This window comes from Chitinophaga pinensis (assembly GCF_007896845.1).
Lineage (GTDB): Bacteria > Bacteroidota > Bacteroidia > Chitinophagales > Chitinophagaceae > Chitinophaga > Chitinophaga pinensis_C.
The window spans coordinates 95,334-119,686 of the sequence record NZ_VOHS01000005.1; the positions used below are offsets into that span (position 1 = coordinate 95,334).

9 protein-coding genes are annotated in these 24,353 nt (G+C 45.6%); 3 read left to right on the forward strand and 6 right to left on the reverse strand.

The genetic code is table 11. The annotated features are described in order from the left end of the window. Positions 1 to 27: 27 nt before the first annotated feature. From FEF09_RS06805 to FEF09_RS06830, 6 genes are read right to left on the reverse strand one after another with little or no spacing between them, the layout of a single operon-like run. Positions 28 to 4,143, reverse strand: coding sequence for a PKD domain-containing protein (locus tag FEF09_RS06805; protein ID WP_146304425.1), 4,116 nt, complete (start codon positions 4,141 to 4,143; stop codon positions 28 to 30). Positions 4,144 to 4,145: 2 nt separating this feature from the next. Beyond that, positions 4,146 to 13,064 carry a right-handed parallel beta-helix repeat-containing protein gene (locus FEF09_RS06810; protein ID WP_146304426.1) on the reverse strand — a complete coding sequence of 2,973 codons (8,919 nt, stop codon included), beginning with the start codon at positions 13,062 to 13,064 and terminating at the stop codon, positions 4,146 to 4,148. Between the two features lie 24 nt (positions 13,065 to 13,088). Further along, positions 13,089 to 14,390 (reverse strand): DUF4302 domain-containing protein, encoded by a 1,302-nt coding sequence (locus FEF09_RS06815; protein WP_146304427.1) that lies wholly within the window; start codon positions 14,388 to 14,390, stop codon positions 13,089 to 13,091. A gap of 51 nt (positions 14,391 to 14,441) precedes the next feature. Beyond that, positions 14,442 to 15,353, reverse strand: coding sequence for a putative zinc-binding metallopeptidase (locus FEF09_RS06820; RefSeq protein ID WP_146304428.1), 912 nt, complete (start codon positions 15,351 to 15,353; stop codon positions 14,442 to 14,444). Positions 15,354 to 15,383: 30 nt separating this feature from the next. Further along, entirely contained in the window at positions 15,384 to 16,832 is a 1,449-nt protein-coding gene (locus FEF09_RS06825) for a RagB/SusD family nutrient uptake outer membrane protein (RefSeq protein ID WP_146304429.1), read from the reverse strand. An 11-nt stretch (positions 16,833 to 16,843) separates the two neighbouring features. Next, the gene (locus FEF09_RS06830) at positions 16,844 to 20,254 is read right to left on the reverse strand and encodes a SusC/RagA family TonB-linked outer membrane protein (protein WP_146304430.1); all 3,411 of its coding nucleotides are present in this window, start codon (positions 20,252 to 20,254) and stop codon (positions 16,844 to 16,846) included. Positions 20,255 to 20,684: 430 nt separating this feature from the next. Here FEF09_RS06830 and FEF09_RS06835 point away from each other — a divergent pair, with 430 nt between their 5' ends. From FEF09_RS06835 to FEF09_RS06845, 3 genes are read left to right on the forward strand one after another with little or no spacing between them, the layout of a single operon-like run. Then, a complete protein-coding gene (locus FEF09_RS06835) occupies positions 20,685 to 22,751 on the forward strand; it encodes a sensor histidine kinase (protein WP_261387380.1) in 2,067 nt (688 codons plus the stop codon). After that, positions 22,726 to 23,361, forward strand: coding sequence for a response regulator (locus tag FEF09_RS06840; RefSeq protein ID WP_146304431.1), 636 nt, complete (start codon positions 22,726 to 22,728; stop codon positions 23,359 to 23,361). Before FEF09_RS06835 ends, FEF09_RS06840 begins: the two co-directional genes overlap by 26 nt. A gap of 37 nt (positions 23,362 to 23,398) precedes the next feature. Then, positions 23,399 to 24,334, forward strand: coding sequence for a hypothetical protein (locus tag FEF09_RS06845; protein WP_146304432.1), 936 nt, complete (start codon positions 23,399 to 23,401; stop codon positions 24,332 to 24,334). Positions 24,335 to 24,353 lie beyond the last annotated feature (19 nt).

Sequence of the window (24,353 nt, forward strand, 5' to 3'; positions counted from 1 at the left end):
TCAATGTTTTTTAATAGTTGTTTATACTTATCTCACCAACACTACATAACCAGTCAGCGGCGCAGATCCATTCTTTATTTTTATAACATAATAGTAAGTTGCCAGTGGCAGAGGATGTCCATTCATCATACCATCCCAGGGTGTGTTGTAACCGGTGGACTGAAATACTTTCTGTCCGTAGCGGTTATAGATTTCAACAACACATTCCGGATAATCAGCCAGATTAGTTATTACCCAGGTGTCATTGATACCATCTCCATTCGGAGAAAAGGCATTAGGCACTTTTACCTCCTTGAACACCTTTACGGTCAGCTCATCACTGGCGGTACAACCTCCCAGACCTGTAGCTGTAAGGGTATAGGTAGCATCTGCTTTTACCGTCAGCATAGGTTGCAGTATGTCCGGATCAGACAGGTCAGTAGCAGGCGTCCATCTGAAAGTGAGTTCGTTTTCATTATTCACGACAGGTGCAAACCGGATCACCGTTCCTTCTGCCACTACGAATGAAGGGCCGGCGTCTACTACAGGTTGCAGGTATACTGTTACCGGTGCGGTGAAAGGTTCGGAAATACAACCGGCATTACTTGTCACGGTCAGCCGCACGGTATAGTCTCCCGGTTCCTGATATCTCTTCACAGGGTCTGCAATATTGTCGGAACTACCATCTCCAAAATCCCATGTCCATGCACTGATGACCCCATTATCAACAGTGCTGTTGTCAGCAAAGAAATTGTCTGTACCCTGACACAGTGTATCAGGAGAAGCTGTGAAAGCTGCTGTAGGTTTATTGAAAAATGCGCTGAGTATTTTTGCGGTATCGTGTGTACAGCCATAGGCAGATACTACTGATAAGGTCACATTATAAGTACCTGCTGTTGCGTACACATGTGAAGGGTTTCTGTCAGTCGCGGTTGCACTGCCATCACCAAAACTCCATTGATATGTGTTTGCGGCTGTGGATAAGTTGGTAAATATTGCATTTCCTTCAGGCATACAGATCGCTGCCGGCGGATTGAAATCAGCCACTGGTAATGCATGTACAACAGCATTCTTTGCAGTCGTATCACTTACACAACCGTTATCGCTTACAACCGACAGTTTTACTGCATAAGTACCTGTTGTTTTATACAGTTGATCGAAAGGACTGTCATTACTTTGTACAGCTGTAGTACCATCTCCGAACTGCCAGTTCCACGTAGTGATGCTGCCGCTGCCTGCGGTAGATTGATCAGTAATACGTACAACAGCTCCCAGACATACATCAGTTGTAAGAGAGAAATCAGCAACGGGTGCAGGCAGTACATTTACATTAGCGGTGATGGAGTCTTTACATCCGCTATCCGCAGTGAACACATACGCTACTGTATGTGTTCCGGCACCTGCTGCCGAAGGATTAAAATTGCCGGCGGCATCAATATACGGGCCCCGGTAGATACCGGCCCCGGTCACGCCATTCGTAACCCCGGCAAGCGCAATGGACACGGTGCCCTTTACGCCTTCGCAAACAGCTGGGATACTCGCATACGTTAATACAGGCTTTACATTGAAAGTGGCTGTTACCAACGTGTCTTTCACACAACCGTTTACGGTCGTCACACTGTGCCGGATTTTATAGGAACCATAGTAGGTATAGGAATGTAAAGGATTGTTTAAAGTGGAGGTATTTGGATTTCCGGTTGTTGCATTGGGGTCTCCAAAATCCCATGCATAACTTGCGATTGCCTGTCCGTCAGGAGCGGTCGCCGTACTTGTAAACTGTACCGGTGCACCTTGTGCGATACAATCATCCGGGTATGTAAATGAAGCTACTGGTGCTGCGTATACTGTCACTGTTTTCCTGACGGTATCACTCACACACAGATCACTTACTTTCACTACCTGACTGACAGTATAAGTTTTATAATCGGCATAGGTGGCTGTTGTTGCCGAATTGGTAGTATTTGTTTTACTGGTACCGTTGCCAAAATCCCAGTTCCATTCTTTTATTGGCGCCGGACCAGCATACGCCGCATTGTCATTAAAAGTAACGGTACTACCAGCGCAGATTGCCGCAGTTGTAACGGCAAAATCTGCTACCGGTTTGTTATAGACTGTCAGGTTAAAGCTTGTATCTGCCACACAACCATCTTCTGTAACTACCGCATATGTGATGGCTTGTGTACCGGCGCTCAGGCGCTGGCCTGTCTGTTGTAATGCAGATGTTACACCACCCGGGAAACCCCATTTCCATTGCGTCAGTTTATACCCGTTACTGCTGTCTTTACCGGCGAAATAAGCCGTATCCAGTTCACAGGCAGTAGCGAATGTATAAGCAGCAAGCGCATCCGGTTTACCCTTTACGGCCACTGTAAAGTTGACTTCTTCTGTGTTATTACAGTTATCGATATGTGGTGCTGTGGATAATACGGTGATATCATAATAACCGGCGTTCGGAAATGTATAAGGCTGTGGTAAAGTATACTGATAGTACTGTACGCCCTCAATCAGCAGCTGTTTTGCAGGAGCCGGCGAATTCTGTACAACATCTGCGGCAGGACTGATATCAGCGCCCAGCTTACTCAGTTGCCATTCCAATTTTGTAGGTTGATAGGTCAGCAACACAGATAGATCCAGCGGCGTATTCACACAGGTGAATGGGTGCATTGGTCTGGAGGTATCTGCCTGATTGTGGATCTGTCCGATCGCGTTCAGATTATTGATGAAGGTACCGGCGTTATATCCGTAACTTTCAAAGTCACCAAGGCCATAGGTAGTGGCATTAAAGGCAGAATCACTCTGTACGGTACATTGTGCAGCAGCAGCTGTCCAGCGTTTAACAACTACGGTATAACCCGGCAGGTTCGGATGTGGATAACTCAGATCAAATGTATTCTGACCATCTATTTTCAGGGAAGGAATACCATTATCAGGGATAACAAGTAAGAGCCCATTCACTTCAATCTTTTCCACATTATTTCTGTAGAAGGCTACTTTCTTCGTGGCTTGTTCAACCGGACTGAGATAGATCATTTCAGGGTCTCCGATACCGGTTGTATTCGGACAACCACCCTGAGAGGCCATAAACTGCGCCAGTAAAACCGGCTTATCAGCTTCAATATAATCAGCAGTGTTGCTGACAAATTCATAACAGGAATGAGACAAGCCTGTCAATACAACACCGTTACGTTTTACGATAGTGGAAGGATCTTTAACGACTACTTTATAAGGATTCGTCTGGAAACTGGTGGCTACTCTGCCTGAGATAGGTGCTGTCAGGTAACGTTTTCCCCATGCCTGATAAGGAAATACCTGTTGCATATTATTATCTCCGCTGGTGCCTGCGGTACTACCAGGGCAATTAATGCTCGTACGGCTACTACCGGAAAATACGGATATGGGGAAACATTTGCCGGATGCATTGGCGATGGATCGAACAGTAGTACCTGTCAGCTCTTTTCCTTTACCACCACCGAGTGGCGCACCTACCAACTGGTAGATATCACCTTTGTTGAGCGTCACCGTAAACGGTACGTTAGCTGGACGTCCGTTACGGCTCGACTCAGAGGGGTTAATCTCAACCATCGTATTGTCTTCCTTCGCGATGACATACATCCAGGAAAAACAGTCATTTGCAAAGCTCTGCTGGCTATTTAATGAGATATAAGAGTATCCCCAGGTAGAAACCGGCATCAGCATAGTAGCACCTGATGATACGCTTCCGTAAATGTGTGCATAAGCTACGATCGGCACGTCACTTACGATATGAATACCTTTATTACTAAAGACCCCTTCCCCACCGGTACCACCATAAGAAGGCGGTACAGAATACAGTCTGGCATCTACGGAACCGGCTTTAGGAATAAGATCGCTTACGATCACTGTATTTGCGGGAATAGTATATGTTCTTGACCATGCAGTTCCATCGATACTTATCGTAACAGTCGCAGCATCTTCTGCACTCAGGTATACGACCATGTTCTGGCTATTGGTAAAGCCGGGTTCCATAAACTGATGGTGTCCATAACCAACCCAGAATTCTTTACCTCTATTGGACAGTCCCTGAGCCATTGTGCTAATGCCGCACAGTGTGAGTAAGCAGGCAGCAGCGCCTGTACGGACTGCTGCCTGCATTTTTTTGAAAATGTTGGTTACGAATGTCGTCATGGTTATCTGATCAGGTTGATAATTCCTTTCTTATCTACCGTACTGCCATCTGCCAGTTGCAGTCTGCACACATACATGTATACACCTGATGGCTGTGGTTTGCCTTTGTAAGTACCATCCCATCCACGGCTCTGGATATCAGATTCGAAGAGTTTTTCTCCCCATTGGTTGAAGATCATCAGGTGGATATCTTTAATGATGCTACCATATACTTTCAGTTCATCATTCACCGCATCACCATTAGGCGTAAAGGCATTCGGAATGTAGATACCGTCCAGCAGTGTGGTACCACTTACCGGTCCTGTTTCTACAGGTTTACAACCCAGCGCTCTTACCCACAGTTTCACTTCCTGCATTGGCTGTAAGCCGGTAATGGTATGGAATAATCCTTTGCTACCGGAAGAAGGAACGGTCCAGTTCAGACCATCCGTTGACACCTCATATCCTGAAGCATTCGGCACCGCATCCCAGACGAAACGCAGGGCATTTACACCTGTAGAATCGAGTGTTACGACTGGTGCTGTCAGCTGTGGTAACACGGTGAGCACCGCTGGTGTACGCACAGGAGATGCACAACCATCCTTATTTGTTTCGAGATAATATTTCACATCTGCAGTAACATTGGTGACGCTCAGTGTACTGCCATCTGCTATTTTATTACCGCCTGCTGGTGCATCATACCAGCTGTAGTCTACTCCTGTTGCAGGGCTCTGTACCTCGAAAGAAGCGTCAGTACCCATACAGATGGTCAGTGAGTCTGTAACCAGTATACCTTCTGCCGGTCCTTTTACTTCCAGCTCTTTGGTTGTATCGGCTATACATCCATCTGCTGCCACCAGTCCAATTGTCACATCGTATGTACCACCGGAAGAGTAGAGATATACAGGAGATTGTATGCTATCTATCGCACCATTACCAAACTCCCATTTCCATTTAGTGATAGCTGCGTTATTTGTGGTTGATCCTGTTCCTTCGAAGTGTACGGAGTCGCTTACACATCCATTGAAGGTGGCGGTATAGTCCACTTTCGGCGCAGCGATTACATTCACCGGCAGGAAGGTTTCTACTTTATTATCACAGCCTTCGAATGACGGATCCTGCATTACTACCGGCACATAATAAGTACCTGCTTTGGAGAAGGAGTAATCTGCATCAATTGCAAAACGGTAGTATTTCTTATTGTTAGCGATGAATGAATCAACCGGTACCGGATTATTCTGTGTTACATCAGCAGCAGGTGTGATGTTGCTTACCTTACTGATGTTCCACTGTAAAGAAGTAGGACGCTGTGTTGAGATAAAGGTGAATCTGAACGGCGTATTCTCACAGGTGTAATCATTAGCCGCACCTGTACCGTTATTCACGTTAGAGATTGAAGCACGGGTATTCAGATTTCTTACCAGAGTACCTGCGTTATAGCCGTAGCTTTCAGCATCTCCCAGACCGTATGTGATCGCGGTAAATGCGGAGTCACTGGTTACATAGCTCTGTGCTTTTGTAGCATCCCAGCGTTTCACCACTACGGTGTAACCCGGTAAAGCAGGGTGAGGATATTTAAAGTCAAACAGTGTGCTGTTATCTATTTTCAGACTGTTCACACCATTGGTAGGGATGATTAGTGTCAGATAGTTGGAGATAATTCCTTCTTCCGTGTTACGATAGAAACCAAGCTGTTTAATACCCTGTTCTATCGGACTGAGATAGATCATTTCCGGATCACCATAACCATCGGCATTGAAACATCTGCCGGTAGACGCGATATACTGTGCTACCATGATTGGCTGATCTGCTTCGATATAGTTAGGTTCTTCACTTACATATTGATAGAAACGTCCTTTATTGAGTCCGGTCAGTGTAACGCCATCTACTTTTACTTTTGTAGCCGGATCTTTTACCATAATCCTGTAGACGTTACCCATCAGTTTTGAAGGATCTTCATCTGTAGATGTAGGCGCTGTCAGGTAACGTTTGCCCCATGCCTGTGAAGGGAAACACTGCTGGATAAAGTTATCACCACTACCACCACTACCTGTAGGATCACAGCTTACGCTGGTACGGCTGTTACCGGAGAATACGGCAATCGGATAACATTTACCGGCTGAGTTAGATACTGATCTGAAGATTGTACCTGTTACATCATAACCGGTGGTTTCACTTACCCTTGCACCTAATACCTGATACACATCACCTTTGTTCAGTGTTACGGTAAATGGTACGTTAGCAGGGTGACCGGTTGCTGTCGGAACAGACGGCGTAATCTCTACTACCGTATTTGGCTGATCAGCGATCACATAAGCCCATGAGTAGTCAGCGGCGCCGTATACCTGATTGTAACCCAGTGCATAGTATTCATATCCATAGGTACCTACCGGCAGGAGCATGGTAGCACCTGAGGACTGATTACCATAAATATGTGCGTATGCTACAATCGGCTTATCACTTTCTATGCTGATACCTCTGTCAAAGAGACCTTCTGATACCAGACGGGCATCTTCCAGTCCATTTTTCGGTATCATGTCTGTTGCCAATGTTGAATTAGCATCCAGATGGTAATGTTTAATCCAGCTGGTACCATTCACTTTTACGGTAACGTCAGCAGCTTCCTGTGCACTCAGGTAAAGCACCATATCCTGATCATTACTACTGAAGAAGAAGTCATGATGACCGTATGCCACCCAGAAACGGGTACCTCTGTTCGAGCTGTCGGCCGGTGGAATCACAACAGGAACTACCGCTCTTGCGCTATCAACCAGACCCGTGAATTTATCAAGGAAGCTCAATTTAGATTCCGTGATATAGTTATTGTATTCATCTACTTTGCTACTGTCTGTCACCAGCCACTTATCATCCGCATCTGTTCTGCCTAATCCCAGCTGTGATTGCTGTCTTACAAAACCCTGCCATGGATCCATATAGAAGGTCTTCACGGAGAAGTCGAATGCACCTGTGCCGCTTGTCTGCACATCATTATAGAAGTACATTTTTTCTACAGACGCATCTACATTCGGAGGTACTGTGCCTGTATATCTTCTGATATCCACAGTAGCAGGAACCGGTGCACCGGCTGCCCATGTGATGGACATCACACTGTCAGAACCCATCATAAAGTGCTGGGTAGTACCGGCAGCAGGTGCCGCAGGCGTAGCTGTCAGCAAGGCTGGTGTAGAAGTCGGTACGAATTCATATGCACCTAGGTCAGGTACACCATCCTGTAAGGTGGCCGATCTTGGTTGACCTTTAATATCATGATCATTGAAAGGAATCTGTATACCACGACCATTCAGGGCCCATACACCGGGTGCATTCACCACCGGACTACCATCCGTCAGGTTCAGTTCCGGTTTATAGAAGATGGAGTGTATATCCAGTCCGGTATGTCCTATCCATGAAGCTAAAGTTGCATCTTTATAAAGAGAGGTAGATGCCAGTACTGCACCGGAAGAATAGATCAGGTTGTAGTCTGTATTCTCTCCCACTACACTACCCATATCCAAAGCGATACCTGCTGCACCGTGACTAAAGATGTTATTTCTTACCACTACGCTGCTGCCGTCATCGTCTCTGAATCTGGCGGTGATATTGGTGGTTTTACCTGACAGATCAGGAGAACCGTTATAGATCGTGTTGTTATAGTAAGTAGCAGCCTTATCACCGTCTACATACAGTCCATAAACTGTTTTATTGGCTGTTACGAGGCTCACTACGTTATTCAGTATACTGGTGTTATTATTATCGCCGGTATATAAACCATAGAGCGATGCTTTGTTGTTGGTCAGTGCAATGATCTTATTGCCAATGATTTCAAACGGCGCATAAGTTTCAGTAGTACCCCATCTTGCCTGAATACCATATATTTTATCACTGGATACGGTATTCAGGATGTTAACGGTATTCTGATTGATCTGCCATGCAGTATCTGATTCGAAGACATAGATACCATAGCCTGAGCTGCTCATATCACCATCCAGATTGATGATATTTCTGGTCATCTGCATACGGCTGGTATACTGCGAATAGATACCCCATTTGAAGCTGTTGTTAATGATATTACTGTCAACCACGTGATCTAAAGACTGACTCTGATCACCAAGGCCAAAGAAGTATACACCCGCTGAACCATTTTCAATTGTATTGCCCTTGATCACAATGTTATTACCAACATAGTTTTCTCCGATGATAGCGGCTACATCTGTGCTGCTGTTGATCACATCAGGAGCAATGATCTTACAGTTGAGGATACTATCGTAAGCAGCGGCACCTGAGAATACTACTACTTTACCATAGTTATTGTCGGTCGCTTTCATGGTAATACCATTGAAAGTGATATAGCTTGCACTATCCAGACTTACCACATAGTTGGTATCATAAGGAGAGGCATACGTCATCGTAACATCTGCTGCAACACCACTTGCACTACGGAAGGTGATTCCGGCATCCGGACCAGCGCCTGCTACGGCATGCATCCTGATGTGCTCATTATAGGTACCTGCTGCCACATCAAAAATGATAGCGCCATCGATACCACATTCCAGAGCTTCTACTGCTTTATTGAAGGACTGGAAGTTAGTCACACCGGCTGGTTTTGTGGGGTCGATTGTATAACGACCGGCAGCAAACGCCGCGTTCATATTTACTTTTACTGCGGCAGAGTAAGTCGTGTCAGTGCCACATACTACGATACAACGGAAGTAATTTTCGAAAGTGATAGGTGTAGCCAGTGTGGATACAAACTGCCATTCACCAAAGTTTGTCCATGGTCCGGTAGCTGCTTTTGCACGCTGCCAGCGATACGTCTGGGTACCACCTTTAGTATTACCTGTCAGGTCCAGTTTTACTGTATCTCCAAGACAGATACCACTACCCGGTGTGGCAGTCGCGGTACCGGCTACAGGAGGAGCAGTACATTTTGGAATATTGATTTCATATGCGCCCAGATCTGGTGTAGTTGTACTTCTGGTCACACCTATGATATCTTTGGTTACTCCTACCGGAATACCGGCGTTGTCAAACGGAGAGATCACCGGTGCATAGTTACCATTCTGCATATCGGCATAGATCGGTTCTACACTGATAGATGCTGTACCAAAAGGCGTCGCCTGCCATGTTGCAATATCAGGAACATTAACAGATTCTACTTTACCGACATAAGAACGACCTGCTGCCTTAAGATAGATATTATTATTACCGATACTCAGGATCTGCTGGCTGGCATTACCCAGTTTGATACCGATCCTGTCATATCTGTTACTTGTTGCACTTCTGAGACTAATGATATTGTTATTGAAAGCAAGACTATCCGCATTACCGTCCAGAGAGAAGCCCAGTACGTCTGCTTCAGGAGCGCTTTCTATTTCAATTGTATTGTGATAAATACCGGTTTTATTGGTAAATCCACCATAGATACCTGTAACAGTTGATCCGCTACCACCTGTAGCGTGGATGATATTGTTTCTCACAATATTCCATACGCTGCCTCTTGTCTGTTCTACAGAGATACCTACGAACCCACCATAAGCGGTACTATTACCACCAAAAGGATTCACCACGCGGTTGTTCTCGATGAGGAGACCATTATGCGTAGAAGATCTGATACCATTAAAGTCACTCATACTGCCGTTACGCGTAGGACGGCTGATGATATTACCCGCAATTGTCGTATTCAGGGTACCATCTGTCAGGATACCATTCTGTGTAAATTCTGAGATGTTGTTATTCAGGATACGGTTATTAGCAGCCGGATATTCTTCTTTACCAAACAGTGTCAGTGCTGAATAACCACCAACAATGTTATTTCTTTCAATCAGGTTATTATTACAATAAGAGGCATTATAACTTTCACCTTCATCCGTGCCACTACCATTGATGACCATAGCCACTCCCTTGGAATAATCTGTGGTGCTTACTATGATATTACATCTGCGGATGATGTTGTTATCAGCATGATCCATCAGCTGTATACCTACACCATATTGACCACTACCGTCTCCGTTTACTGTCAGACTATCAATGATCACATAATCACTATGACGCAGTTTGATCGCTGCTCTTTCTGAAGATACGTCAGAGCTGTAGGCGATGGTATTACCGTTACCATTGAAAGTAACTGTATTCGTCGCGGAGGCGCCTTTGATCGTATCCAGTATCATCTGTTCGTTATAAGGCCCGGAACCTGCTACCACGTTAAATACTACCGGACCGGAGATACCGCAGGACAATGCATCAGCTGCAGAGGTAAAGCTGGTGAAGTTGAGTGCGGAAGCCGGTGCATTTTTGTTGATGGTATAAGTCTGCGGTGTCATAGGTGGGTTCACCGTCAGTAATACCGGTACGGAAAACGTAGTATTCCCGCTACAGGTGACTGCCAACCGGTAATATTGTGTTGTTGTGGCCCTGATAGTTGTATCCGGACCAGATAGTACATTGCCAATGGAAGTGAAAGGACCGGCTAAAGCGGTGGCTGTCTGCCACTGGTAACTCTGACCAATACCGATAGAATTACCGTTTGCGCCCAGCATTACATCCGTATTCTGACATACTACTGATTTAGACAGTGTGGCAGTTCCCGGTGTAGGAGGTGCTGTACAGGCAGGTGGCGTAAATTCATATGCACCCGCATCAGGTGTTGTGGTGCTACGGGTAGCGCCTGTGATATCGAGGGCTACATCTGCGAAGGCACCTTTATCATCCACAGAGCTGTTCTGTGGTTTGAAGTTGCCTGTTGCCGGATCTACAAATAATGGCGGTGCAAAAACAGAAGCCTGTTCACGCCCCGAGATACTCTGCCATTGTACCAGAGTTGCTGCATCCTGTCCTTCATATCCTACAAAAGCATTTGTCACTGTATTCGCGATGAAGAACACGTTTCTGTCAGATTCCAATCCGGCACCAGCACCATCTGTGTACATGGCGTGTTTCTTAAAATTGCCTGTTCTTGATATGTAGATCAGGTTATTTTTAAACTGGAGACCACCAGCGCCATTATCTGCGGTGAAACCTTTTGTTGCGTAAGTTCCCTGCGCAGCTGCGCCATCAAGAACGATCGTATTATGATACAACCAGATATTATTGGAATAATTACAGGCGATACCGGTAACGTCGGCACCACTGTTCATATCATAGATCAGGTTGTTGGTAATCTTATTTTCAAGACCAGTGATAGCCACTACCATATTCACATTGATACCGGTAGCAGGCTGCTCATTGCCCGGCATACCACCATACGGCGTATGGATACGGTTTGCATTAACAATTGCTTTGGTGTTCAGTCCATTCAATTCAATACCTGCGAAGTACCACTGGGTTGTTCTGGTCGGATTGCTGATTTCATTACCTTCCACCAGTGTATTAAAGGAGCCCTGCAGTTTTATCCCGGTATTGTGAACATCATATATTTTATTGTTGAGGACTTTGTTACCTGACACGGAGGTAAACTGACCACCAAACATGGAGATACCGTAGTATCCACCGGTAATAGTATTATTGCTCAGGGTGTTGTTATCACACTTCGCGTCTTCTACAGTTGCACCGGGGCCACCACTTAATGTGATACCTACAAACTGGTCGATGGTGGTTACCAGATCACTGGTGATGGTACAGCCGTTGATCGTGTTATTGTCTGCATCGTTTGTCAGGTGTACAGCGGTACCATATTGCTGGAAGCCGGTACCTTCTGCTTTTATCTGCAGGTTATTCACTATTACATAATCTGCGCCATCCAGTTCGAATACATATTGTTTCTTCGCATCAGCGGAAAGGAAATGCAGTAATGCCCCATTACCATTGAAAGTAATAGTGCTGCCGGCAGATGCGCCGGTGATGGAGGGAACGGATACCTGTTCGTTATAAGGACCAGAACCTGCGGCCACGTTAAATATTACATTGCCGCTGATACCACATCTGATAAAGTTGACAGCGTCTGCGAAGGAATGGAAATTATTACCGGCAGTTGCTTGTCTGCTATCAATGGTGAAAGTACCACTCACCGGCGCAGGTGTTACTACCTGTTGGCTGGCAGAGGTAGTGGCACTACCGCTGGTACAGGTTACTACACAACGGTACCAGGTGCTGGCAGTCTGTGTTACTGTCACAGCTGGCAGGGTTGCACCACTGACGTTGGTCCAGGTGCTGTTATTAGCAGAAGACTGCCATTGGAAAGTTAAACCTGAGGCAAGAGAAGTGCCTGTCAGTGACAGGTATACTTTACCCGTAGCACAAAGTTCTGCTGCATTTGCCACGACTGTTCCTGCCACAGGTGCACCGGTGCAAGCTGCTGCTGGTGTCCATGTAAACAGGATATCAGGACGTGTATTCAGGTCGCCGGTATTATCAGTTGAAGTTGTGCTACATTCCGTACCGTCATTTCCTCTATAGGTATGCGCTGCTTTATAGGGCATCATTGTAGTAAAGGCTACTTCCGGATTCTCATTGCTGGTACCACCAGAAGGATCACCATTACATACTTCAACGATAATATTATCAGAACCGTTCCAGATAAGCGGGGTATTGAAGGCAAACTTGTTATAACCCGCTACCGGCAGGTAGTGATTGGGACCGTATACCTGATTAGTAACCGTTTCCCATCTGGTTTCATCCAGGTTATTCAATGTTACGAAGCCTACCTTTATTACATAGTTTTCTATGATGCTCATACCACGCAGGTTAAGCACATTAAAGCCAAGGGCACTGATATTACCCGCGCCCATACCTGCTGCCTGCAGGTCGGATGCCAGATAAAGATATTGTGCACGGGCGCCCTTCTTGTAGTCCTGCAGCGGGCAGGGATACCAGCTGATCTCACTGCCAAAGGTGCTGGAGCCCAGTTTAATATCCTTGGTCTGGGACTTAACAGGCAGTATACCCAGCAGTGCTACTGCCATGAGCAACAAACCCCTGTAAAAAGAATAAGTAGAATACCGTTTCATGTGAATAACTTTCTTTTTGGATTGTTAAAACCAGGATATCCAGGATTTTCCGTCTTTAGCGCTTACCATATCGTAACCGCTATTCGTTTTTACCAGATAGAATCCGTTGGAGTCTGTGATCTTCGTAATGGTGTTGGAGACAGCAGTTTCTCCTTCCGGCAATTCTCCGAGTATGCCCAGATATGGGAATATGATGCGGCCGTCTGTTTTGAAAGTCGGAGCGCTGAATGCAGGTCCGTATTCGATGTATTGTCCGGCGTCAGTGCGGGTTACAAAACCTAAGAGGTCATACACTGTATTGTCGCTGGTACCGAATTTTGGATAGAATACAACAAAGGAATAGTCAGGCAATTGCTGAATGCCGTAGGCATCGTCAATACCGTCTACATGGAATCCATCTACTGTTACCCAGTAACTACCTGCATCTACCTGCTGTTGCCACCAGGTTTTCGCAGCGTCTTTATCAATTACCAATGGTTTCGCTGTTTCTTTGATGGTACCGGTATTTCCGTTGGCCGTAAAGCCCAGTGTCGTTGTGGAGGCGTTCCAGGTAACATTATCGAAGCCGGTCAGCGTCTCATTGCCGGTATTAATGGCAGGTGAGAATGCTACACCGGTTGGCGTATAATAAAAGCCGGTGCTTTCTGTATGATTATTGCCACCTTCATCTACCCAGCTGATGGTAATGGTTCTGCTGGCAACATCAAAAGCCACATCATAACCTTTACTGTTAACAGTCAGGCGTTTGAAGTAAGTGAGGTAGCTACCTATTTTATCTATCAGGCGATTGCTCTTCTGTGCAGCATAAGCATTCTTTTCTGCCTCTGTTGCTTTTACAAGTACAGCTCTGCTGCCATGATATCTTCCTTTGAGTACGATCGAGTCACCACTCATGCCTTCGATGGAAAATTCGAAGTCAGAGTATAATCCTTCGCCATATACACCGCCATTCACGGAACCATCCGGATCGCTCAGCAGGTGTATGTAGGAATAAGTATCAAACAGGAGACATGGCTGTTGCAATGCTTTCAGACGATAGCTGCTTTCTGCCATGGTCACGGAAGATGCAGAGTCGAAATCAGCATACATCTTTACCCTGTTGGAATCATTGAACTGAAAGTAAAAAGAGAATATACCATGCTCCAGACCAGAAGGATATACCAGCCCTTTCCAGCCGTATGGCGCAGCCACAAGCATATCATTATACTTTTTCAGGGTATCGTTCAGGCGGGTATCAGGAGGAGCACTGAATACGTCTTCATCCGATTTCTGGCAGGCTGCCAGTACGGAAAAGGTAAAACATATCAGGAGTAAGCGTTTATACATAATATCTTGCGTCTTTTCTTAGTGTTTTGAAATGATTGTCAGCCGCTGTTTTTAGTAGATCAGTGCTTCAACTGCTTTCCGCTTCTTTGTCTGCAGACTGTAGAAATCTATTTTCCACGCTGTTTTAAAGTAGGCCACAACCATGGCTTCTTTCTGACGCAGGGCAGAGATGGCCTGTGCCTGTGTCACACCACTGGCTGCGGTTCCTTCCGGTATACTGGCGATCAGTCTTTCAAAACCTGCACGGCCGTCTGTCAGCATCAGGGAGATCATTTCCACAAAGTCATCGTCAAAGCCAGACATCGCATATGGGGTAATAAAACCATTGGCGTGTGCCTCGTCATCGCTGATATTGGTCCAGTTGGCAGAATAACGCCCTGCGGAGATATTTTTAAAGGCTGGTGGGTAAAGTATCGTCTGATGAAGAATATGCCCAAATTCGTGCTCTATTACATGAAAGATCTGCTTCAGGGTTGCTGAGTCAGAAGGCTTATAATTGGGCATGCCTTTGATACGGAAAGAATTGATGGAATAGAGGACCACTTTACGGCCACCTTCAGCGGTACCTAAAGTGATAGTGCCGTTATCCACATTCCAGCTGGCGCTGCCACAAAGGATCAGGAATTTCGGACTGTTCTTACGGAAGAATTCAATACCCGCTTCCTGTACATAGGTGTCTATCCATACTTTTTTAATGGATTGCAGGGCTGGTTTTACCATTGCTTCCTGTGGCGGTACCAGTGTTTTGTTCAGATCAAACTCAAACTGGTCCCATTTGTATTTTGCTTCAATGTTATACGGTACTACCAGAGTATCATACAACCATTTGTCGAGTGCTGTTTTTTGCCAGCTATCTCCACCCAATCCAGGAATATCTTCCAGATTACTCAGATCGTCATCTTTTGCACATGCGGCAAACAAGGCCACCGTCAGGAGAAGTAATAATGTCTTTATATTTTTCATGCTGTTTGCGGGATAAATCCTGAGAAATGTTTAGCGGGGATTTAATGGAAGTCCGGATGTCTTGGCCGATACAGGTATCTGAATAACCCTGCGCGGATCATCTGCGCCGAGTATGATAGTCTGTCCCTGACTGGTTACATGGGTAACAGGCACTTTGTAGCGCATCAGATCAAACCAGCGTGTACCTTCCTGCACGAATTCTGCTCTTTTGAAATCCAGCACAGTGTTCAGCAAAGCGTCTTTGTTATCAGAAAGTCCATAGTAACTTTTGCATTTGGCCAGTGTTACCGCATCAGCAGATGCATCATAGTTGGTGATACGCGTACTGGCATAAGTATTCAGGTCAGCAAGAACAGCGGAGGTGTTACCCAGTTGTGCGTTTGCTTCGGCTCTGTTGAACAGTACTTCTTCGGCTGTGAATAAAGGCAGCATAGTATAGATGTAACCAATGGTTGCATTCACCGATTCCTTTACAAAATATTCACTCAGCTTAGGAATGAAGTAATCAGCAGTTCCATATGTATATGCAGGGAAGCACCAGTCACCACCTGTTACATTACTACCCATGATAGCTCTGTACATCGGGAAGTTCATACCAAACCGGTACTGTGCCAGATTACGACCGTAGCTGGAATTAGTTTCCACCAGCAGGAAGTTGGCATTCTCGCTGGAGTTGGAATAGATGTTAAATAATTCCAGTGGAGAAAGGAACACATAGGAGCTGTTCCACGGACGCAGATAGGTTACTGCCTGACTTGTCGGGAAAGCCATATCTGCGTAGGTGATCACTTGTTTATAGTCACGTTTGTACAGGTAGAACCTTGCCGCAAAAGCATAAGCTGCTTTCTGGTTAAAGTGGTACTTAGGTACTTTGTATTTGTCATCACGGATCAATGGTAAACCTGCCAGCAGGTCTTTTTCGATCTGATCGTATACATAGGCTACTGTCTTCCTGTCATATTGTTTGAAGACTACTTCTTCCGGTTCGGTAACATACGGAATACCCATATCTGTATTAGCCGTTGCTGCATCGTAGCTTTTAGAGAAGATATTTACCAGCATAAAATGTGCATATGCACGTGCTACCAGTGCTTCTCCTTTCTGCCGGCTGTAAGCAGCGGTGTCTTTTGCATTTTCACAGGCGATTAAGGCGTTGTTAGCCGCAGCGATGGCGGTATAGGCCGCGGCCCAATAATATTCAGGAGAATCCTGATTGATGTTTTGTACATCATTGAAATAGAAAGGATCTCTGTTGGTACGTACGTCGATACCGGTACCTTTATCGGCCACGTTGTCGGACATCGCTTCGCAGAAGGTCATATAGTTAGCCTGTGGATAAGCAGTACCCAGCAGCTGGCTTACCTTTTCAGGTGTGTCCAGTTGTGTCCAGGTACTATCCGGCTGTTGATCCAGATATTTTTTACATCCTGTTACGGACGGGAGAATAGCTAAAAGTATATATAGCGCTTTTCTTTGCATACTGTCTGTTTTTAAATGCCCACTTTAAGAGATAATGTAAACTGCTTCTGTATTGGCTGTGCCACACCTCCGGCGTTGAAGAACTCAGGATCCTGTCCTTTCAGTTTTTTGTCTGAATAGATCAGCCACATGTTATTCGCAGCAGCTGTTACCAACAGACTGCTAAAACCTGTTCTCTTTAAGAAGCTGGCTGGCAGCAGGTATGTCAGGGATACCGTTTTCAGACGCACAAAATCTCCTTTTGCTACGCGCGCTGTAGAATAGTTGTAGTTGTTATAAGGATATGCGCCACCGAGCAGTGTCTGCTCATATGCATCGAGTATGGATGGTACATTTGTCTGGGTTTCATCTTTCGGCATTATCCAACGGTCATAGAACTCATTGGGCATTGCATCGAGGTCAGAGTAAGCCGTTTTGAAAGCCGGGTACAGACGGATCTTGTTACCCCACTGATAAGTCATGAATACGTTCAGTGATAATGCTTTGTAGCGGAAGGTATTATTCAGACCACCTGTTACCGGAGGATCTACGGGTCCCTGATAAACCAGTGTACCAGTTGCATCATCCTGCAGATCAACGTTTGAGCTGGTCTTACCATCACCTGTAACGAAGGTCGGTACACCAGTATGCGGGTCCAGTCCTTTATAGTCAAGGGAGAAGAGACTGCGTACCGGATAGCCTTCTTTATTACCACCTTCGGCAGCAACGAGGTCAAAGATCAACGGAGCGTTTTTCGCATTGGTGATCTTATTGGTGTTATAACCGAAGGTCAGGTTAGTTCTCCATCCCCAATGTTTTTTACGGATCACTTCACCACCTACCATGACTTCAATACCTTTGGAAGTCATATCCGCATAGTTGGCTGCTTTGTACAGTTCACCGCCGATGCCGGAGGTTTTAATAAGACTGATCAGGTCAAAACTTTTACGGCTGTAAAGGTCGAGCGTCATGTTCAGGCGTCTGTCTAAGAAGCCTGCTTCTACACCGAGGTTAGTCGTATATAATTTTTCCCATGTGAGTTCGGTATTCTTCAGGTGTGCCAGCTGGATGACAGATTCCACTTCATTCAGGTGTGCACGACGGCTGTTTACAGTCTGATAAACGATATTAGAGTTGGTAGCAGGTCCCATGCTGGCGGTCAGACCATAGCTGGCGCGTAAGGAGAGATAATCTACATTACGGAGTTCACGCATGAAGTCTTCTCTATCCAGATTCCAGCGACCAGCGAAGCTCCATGTAGGGAGCCATCTCGCACCGGAAGAAGCACCCAGACGGTTAGAACCATCATAACGGGCATTAGCGCTGATACTGTATTTATCCCCATAAGAGTAATCAGCTGTACCATAGAAGGCGGCAAATCTGTCATAGTCGCGTGCCATACCATAGTAAGGGAAGTTGCTTTCAATAGTCTGTTTCAATACACGATAGTCGATATAAGGAACACCACCGTTATTGTATTGGTAACCATAACCTGTATTGGAAGCATTTTGTCTGTCAGCATATTTCACCTGCTGACCTGCCAGTATATTCAGATTATGATTACTGCCAAATGTAGTTCTGTAGCTGAGTGTGTTACGGAAATCGTAGTTGACCAGCTGGTCTTCCGTTCTGTTATAGAAACCACCTTCCGGTAATACAATCACCGGCGGTGCATCCGGGTTCTCCGGATCGCGGTACAGGAATTTATTATTTTGTGCGATGGTCGCATTGTCTGCTGCCCGGTAAGCATTCGCCATGTTGGCGTCTTCAGTGATCTGGTGTTCACGGGAAGATTTCACATAACGCAGTGCGCCTACAAATTCCCATTTCAGTTTATCGGTGATTTTCCAGCCCAGATCACCTTGCAGACGAAGGTCCATCACATTTAGTGAGAGATAGTTATTACGCAGTTCATTGATGATATTAAAATCCGCGAAGTTGCGTCTGAAATATTCCAGATCGCCTTTATCATCATATGCTCTCAGTGTACGGCTGGTATTCAGTGCGTAGCTGAAAGGGTTGATATCGAAATCGCGGTCATACTGTCCTTCTACCGGATTACTGTTACGCGTCAATGTACCCGGCGCCCTTTGCTGACGTACGGAGCCGAGTGTAGAGAAACCAGCTGTGAATCTGTCGGAGAATTTATAGTTATTACGATAGTTCAGGGTATAGCGATGTACTTTATCTGCTATTGTCCAGCCGTTATCTCCATAATAGCTGGTAGAGAAATAGGATTGGGAGCGATCTGTACCGGAGGATACGCTGATGGAATGTTCCTGTACGAAGTTGTTGCGGAACAGGATATCGAACCAGTCGGTATTAGCTCTGCCATATTGTAATAGGAAAGCTTTACGCGCTTCAGGTGTATTCTCCAGTTCGAAGTGACCATTCACGTCTGTCTGCAGCATATCATACATTTTTCCGTACACACCGACGTCGCCACGGGAAAGGATATCGGATGTCAGAATACCTTTACGCTCAAGCTCTGCCAGTACAGACATCTGTCTGGCAGAGTTCATGATATTAAAGTTTCCATAGGTAGGTTTCAATTGTGTACTGAAATTGCCGCTATAGGCAATGGTGGGTTTACCTGCACGTCCTTTTTTGGTCGTGATCACCACTACACCATTCATGGCGCGGGCACCATAGAGTGCCGTTGCTGCAGCATCTTTCAGGATATCGAAACTTTCAATGTCGTTAGAGTTCAAACCTGCAACAGCAGAACCCAGTAAAGTGGTAGGGTCACCACTGGAAAGCTGGTCATTAGAGATATTGGCCACATCTTCCAATACTACTCCGTCTACTACCCATAATGGTTTGTTATCACCGTTAATGGAGGTAGCACCGCGGATACGGATCTTGGGAGCGGTACCAAATGTACCTGATACGTTCTGTACAGATACACCCGCCACACGGCCTTCCAGCATGCGGCTAACATCTGCCACACCATTTATTTTTACGTCTTCTGCCTTGATAGATACGGCAGAACCCGCGAATTTCTTTTTGTCAATATTCTGGAAACCTGTCACCACCACTTCTGACAGGGAGCCTTCTGTACCACTCAACAGGACATTCACCAAAGTCTGACCGGTAAACAGGACGACCTGTGCTTTTTTACCAATAAATGAAAAGCGTAAGCTGTCTCCGGAACGGGCGCTTAATGTAAAATCACCATCAACAGTTGTCACTGTTCCTTTTTTCGTAGACAGGTTGACTACTGATACATTGGGCAGCGCGACTTTCTCTTCAGCACCAGTCACCCTTCCTTTCGCCAGACCCATAGGGATAGAATCTCTTACTATACGGCTGTCAGCCGCGTGGTTGGTTCCGGCTGCATGCGCAGCACCGGATAGTAATAGCAGTATTGTAACCGTAATAATTCCCCTCCGGCGCTTTTTTAAGGACGCCGGCAATTGATTACCATGCATAGGTAATGTCATATGTATAGCTGATTTACTGAAATGATCCTGGTTGTAAAAAATATCTTCTTCTGGTTGCTCCTGACCTGATAGTGTGACGTATTACCCGGCTTTTACTGTTCCACGCGTTAGATTTAGCTGTAACGAATTAACATTCAACTGTCAATACCCCTTAAGAATGTTGCGAGCCAGGCTCCTTTTTTCAAAAGCTAAAATTATTCAGTTGGGAAGGTTGTTGCATCCGGGTAAACCGCCTTTATAGAAATTAGCGGTAAACCACTATTTAATTCTTATCTTACTCCCCGGAATCAACCAAACTTTATATTCGTAACGACACTATTTTATAGGAAATCCTTTGTTGCAACCAGAATCTATTTCGTATCCTGTAATAACTGTCAATTTTACAGGAAAAATTTGCCATGATGCCACAAGGAGAATGAAATGACTTCTAATGATGGGTAACCTTAGTAACCTGTTCCACGGTAAGATCCGTAGGACGCTGCTTTTTGCGCTGTTACTTTTAATTGGTAACAGCCTGTCCCTTACTGCCCAGACGGTAACTGACCAGCTAACAAGGAGTGTCACGCATTCCGGTACCAGCATAAAGCATGTGGACAGTCTGTTAAAACTTGCCGGTACCAAGAAAGATACTGCCACCAGTAATGCGGTTCGTCTGTATTATATGGGAATGGAGGATGCACGCATCTTGAAGTATAATAATGGCGTTGCACATGCGCTGGCGGGTCTGGCGCTTTGTTATAATAATAACAATGAGAAAGACAAGGCCCTGTCATGCGAGCGTCTGGCTCTGCATTATTGTGAAGATAATCAGGAAGGACTGGAAATGCGGGTGAACATCTACCTGTTCATGTCGCAAAGCTTTTATTATAAGGGCAAGTATGATTCTTCTGCCTACTACCGCTATGCGGCCCTTGACCTGCTGGAGGCTAATAAGGTAACAGACCGCAGGATGCAGACACGTGTATATTGTAGTCTGCTTGATTTCTGGTTGAATATTAATGAAAATATCCAGAACGACTCGCATATTCAACAGATCATGGGCCATATAGACAACCTGATCGACAGCGCCAATATTAAGAAGGATACTACCGCACTGATGATGCTTTATTATTATAAAGCAGGCTATTTTAATAACATCGTTCAGAACGACTCCGCCCGTTACTACTGTGCATCTGCCATCCAGATGGGAAAGGCAACGAAGATCTCCGCCAGTATGGAAGCCGGGCTACTGATCAATACTGCTCTTACCTACCTTGATGATAAGAATCCGGTACCTGCCATTGCATACCTGAAAAAGGCAAAGGCACTCTTTCCGGCGAACAATCCTATTCCCAACAGGCACCAGATCTTTGCAGATATTTGCACTGGTCAGGCTTTTGTAATGCAGCAACAATATAACAAAGCCATCACCATTACCTTACCGGCACTAAATAATGCGGAGGAACGACATATGGTCCACCTGCTGGTAGGCCGGGGCAATCAGGTATTGGCAGATGCCTATGAGGCCGTCGGACAGTACAGGAAAGCAGCTGAATACAGAAAGGCTTATACTGTTATCAGGGACAGTATGATGAAAGTGGAGAAACTGGAACTGGTATTCAATCTGGAAATGAAATACCGTATTGCGGATAAGAATAAGGAGCTGGCGGAGAAGCAGCTGGCTATCACCCGTAATGAAAGCAGGATCAAAACGAAAAATATGCTGATCATCGCAGTGTCTTCCGGATTACTGCTGATACTGTTGATCAGTGTTCTGATATACCGGAATAATCTGCATAAACAGAAGTTGCAGCTGGAGAAGATCCGGAACCTGCGACAGGAATTACAGATCAGCAATTTACAGGCGATGATTGCAGGAGAAGAGAAAGAGCGGAGCCGTATTGCCCGTGATCTGCATGACGGCATGGGTGGTACGCTGGGTACGATCCGTACACGGCTGAGTGCTATTTTCCGCAGATATACCACTACGGATGTGACGGAAGATTTCAAGGAAGTTCTGCACCTGCTGGAAGAGGCGTCTGTCGAACTACGTAAAACAGCCCACAACCTGATGCCGGAAATATTGCTTCAGGAGGGACTGACCAAAGCTACTGCCCTGTTTTGCGAACGCGTAAAGAAAGGACACACGCTGGAGGTTACTTTCCAGTCCATCGGCTTCAATACCGGCTTATCATCCGCAGAAGAACTCACCGTTTATCGCATCATACAGGAACTTGTCCATAATATCCTCAAACATGCCAATGCAAAACATGCCATCGTTCAGATCGCCTGTCATGAATCGCAACTGGCTGTTACTGTAGAAGATGATGGCAATGGTATGTTATCATCTGCACAATCTGATGGTATAGGATTGAAAACTATCCGGGAACGCGTAAATTCGTTAAACGGGGATTTACATATAGAGAGCGTACCAGGCGAGGGAACCAGCGTACATATAGAAATTTCGATTAAACATAATAATACTGCCAGACATGCCTATAAAACTAGCGATTGCTGACGATCACCCTATTGTAGCTAATGGCATCTGCAGCATATTACGTGATGCTGCCCATGTAGAAGTGACCGACATCTATACCAATGGTAATACCCTTTTAAAGGGTATCAGAGAAAGACAGCCGGATGTCCTGTTGCTGGATATGCACCTCCCGGATATGAGTGGCCCTGAGCTGGCCGCTAGTATCCTGAAGAACTATCCACAGGTGCGCATTCTGGTACTCAGCAGTTCTGATGTGCTGTTTCTTGTGAAGAAAATGCTGAAACTTGGTTGCATGGGATACCTGCTGAAAGAGTCAGACGATGTCACTATCCTGCAAGCCATCGAAACAGTACAGAAAGGAGGTCAATTCCTCTCTCCTGCCCTGAACCAGCAGCTGATAGAAGATATGTTCCGTAACAAGAAATCGGAAAAGAAAAATACTACGCTTACGCGGAGGGAGAAAGAAGTCCTGCAGCTGATCATTGATGAGCATACCAATCAGGAAATTGCGGATAAACTGTTTCTCAGTCTGCATACAGTAGAAAATCACCGTATCAGTCTACTACACAAACTGGAAGTAAAAAATACTGCAGGACTGGTGAAGGTAGCATTACAGACGGGGCTGGTTTAGAATGGGTTATGTGCTCATTATTTCGTAGTATCGTATAATGAGTAAACGGACCATCTTTAACAGTCTGCTGTTATTATTGCTATCTGCAGCCATATCAGCACCTGCGCAGAAAAAGAAAAAGGAACATAAGAAGAAGGAAAAACAGGAACAATCTTCCTCCAAAAAAAAGAAAGTACAGCTTAACGAATCTGTCCAGCCACAGGTACTGGGGATCGTACACAGTCCAGCCATTCAGGAAGCTTCCGGTCTTGCGGCCAGCAGAGCACTGCCGGGTTACTTCTGGACACACAATGATAGTGGTAATAAACCCGAGGTATACCTCCTTGATAATAAAGGACAACTGATCAGCACCATTCAGCTTGAAGGCGTCAAAAACCGCGATTGGGAAGACATAGCGGAAGGCGTCGGCCCGATTCCACAAAAACAATATGTATATGTCGGCGATATTGGTAACAATATCCGCTTGGACCTGCATACCCATATTTATCGTTTTCAGGCCCCTTCTCAGGCACCAGCCGCTAAAACGACCATCAAGCCGGAGACATTACTGATCAGCTATCCTGATGGCCCCAGAGACGCAGAAACGGTCATGGTAGACCCCATTGACAAGTTCCTGTATGTGGTAAGTAAAAGAGAAAAGGCAGTGGGGATCTATAAGACACCCCTGAACTTCAAAGATGGTGAAAAGGCGGTATTACAGAAAGTGGGTACTGTCCCTTATACATGGATCACCGCAGGCGACATTTCCCGGGATGGTAAACATATTGTGATTAAAGATAAAAGCCTTGTGTATTACTGGAGCCGGCAGGCAGGGGAAACAGTGGAAGCTGCGATGGCCAGACCGGCAGTCACCTTACCATACATACCTGAGCAACAAGGAGAAGGCATTGCATTAATGCCGGATAATTCCGGATATGTGACCATTAGTGAAGGAAAGAATCAGGCGCTGAATTTTTACCCCCGTCCATTCTGATCAAAGTAATCATAATGAT

Excerpts from the sequence above, each read along its gene's own strand:
- FEF09_RS06845 (WP_146304432.1), top strand. The coding sequence starts at position 23,399 with ATGAGTAAACGGACCATCTTTAACAGTCTGCTGTTATTATTGCTATCT.
- FEF09_RS06840 (WP_146304431.1), top strand. The coding sequence starts at position 22,726 with ATGCCTATAAAACTAGCGATTGCTGACGATCACCCTATTGTAGCTAAT.
- FEF09_RS06830 (WP_146304430.1), bottom strand. The coding sequence starts at position 20,254 with ATGACATTACCTATGCATGGTAATCAATTGCCGGCGTCCTTAAAAAAG.
- FEF09_RS06810 (WP_146304426.1), bottom strand. The coding sequence starts at position 13,064 with ATGAAACGGTATTCTACTTATTCTTTTTACAGGGGTTTGTTGCTCATG.
- FEF09_RS06815 (WP_146304427.1), bottom strand. The coding sequence starts at position 14,390 with ATGTATAAACGCTTACTCCTGATATGTTTTACCTTTTCCGTACTGGCA.
- FEF09_RS06820 (WP_146304428.1), bottom strand. The coding sequence starts at position 15,353 with ATGAAAAATATAAAGACATTATTACTTCTCCTGACGGTGGCCTTGTTT.
- FEF09_RS06805 (WP_146304425.1), bottom strand. The coding sequence starts at position 4,143 with ATGACGACATTCGTAACCAACATTTTCAAAAAAATGCAGGCAGCAGTC.
- FEF09_RS06835 (WP_261387380.1), top strand. The coding sequence starts at position 20,685 with ATGATGGGTAACCTTAGTAACCTGTTCCACGGTAAGATCCGTAGGACG.
- FEF09_RS06825 (WP_146304429.1), bottom strand. The coding sequence starts at position 16,832 with ATGCAAAGAAAAGCGCTATATATACTTTTAGCTATTCTCCCGTCCGTA.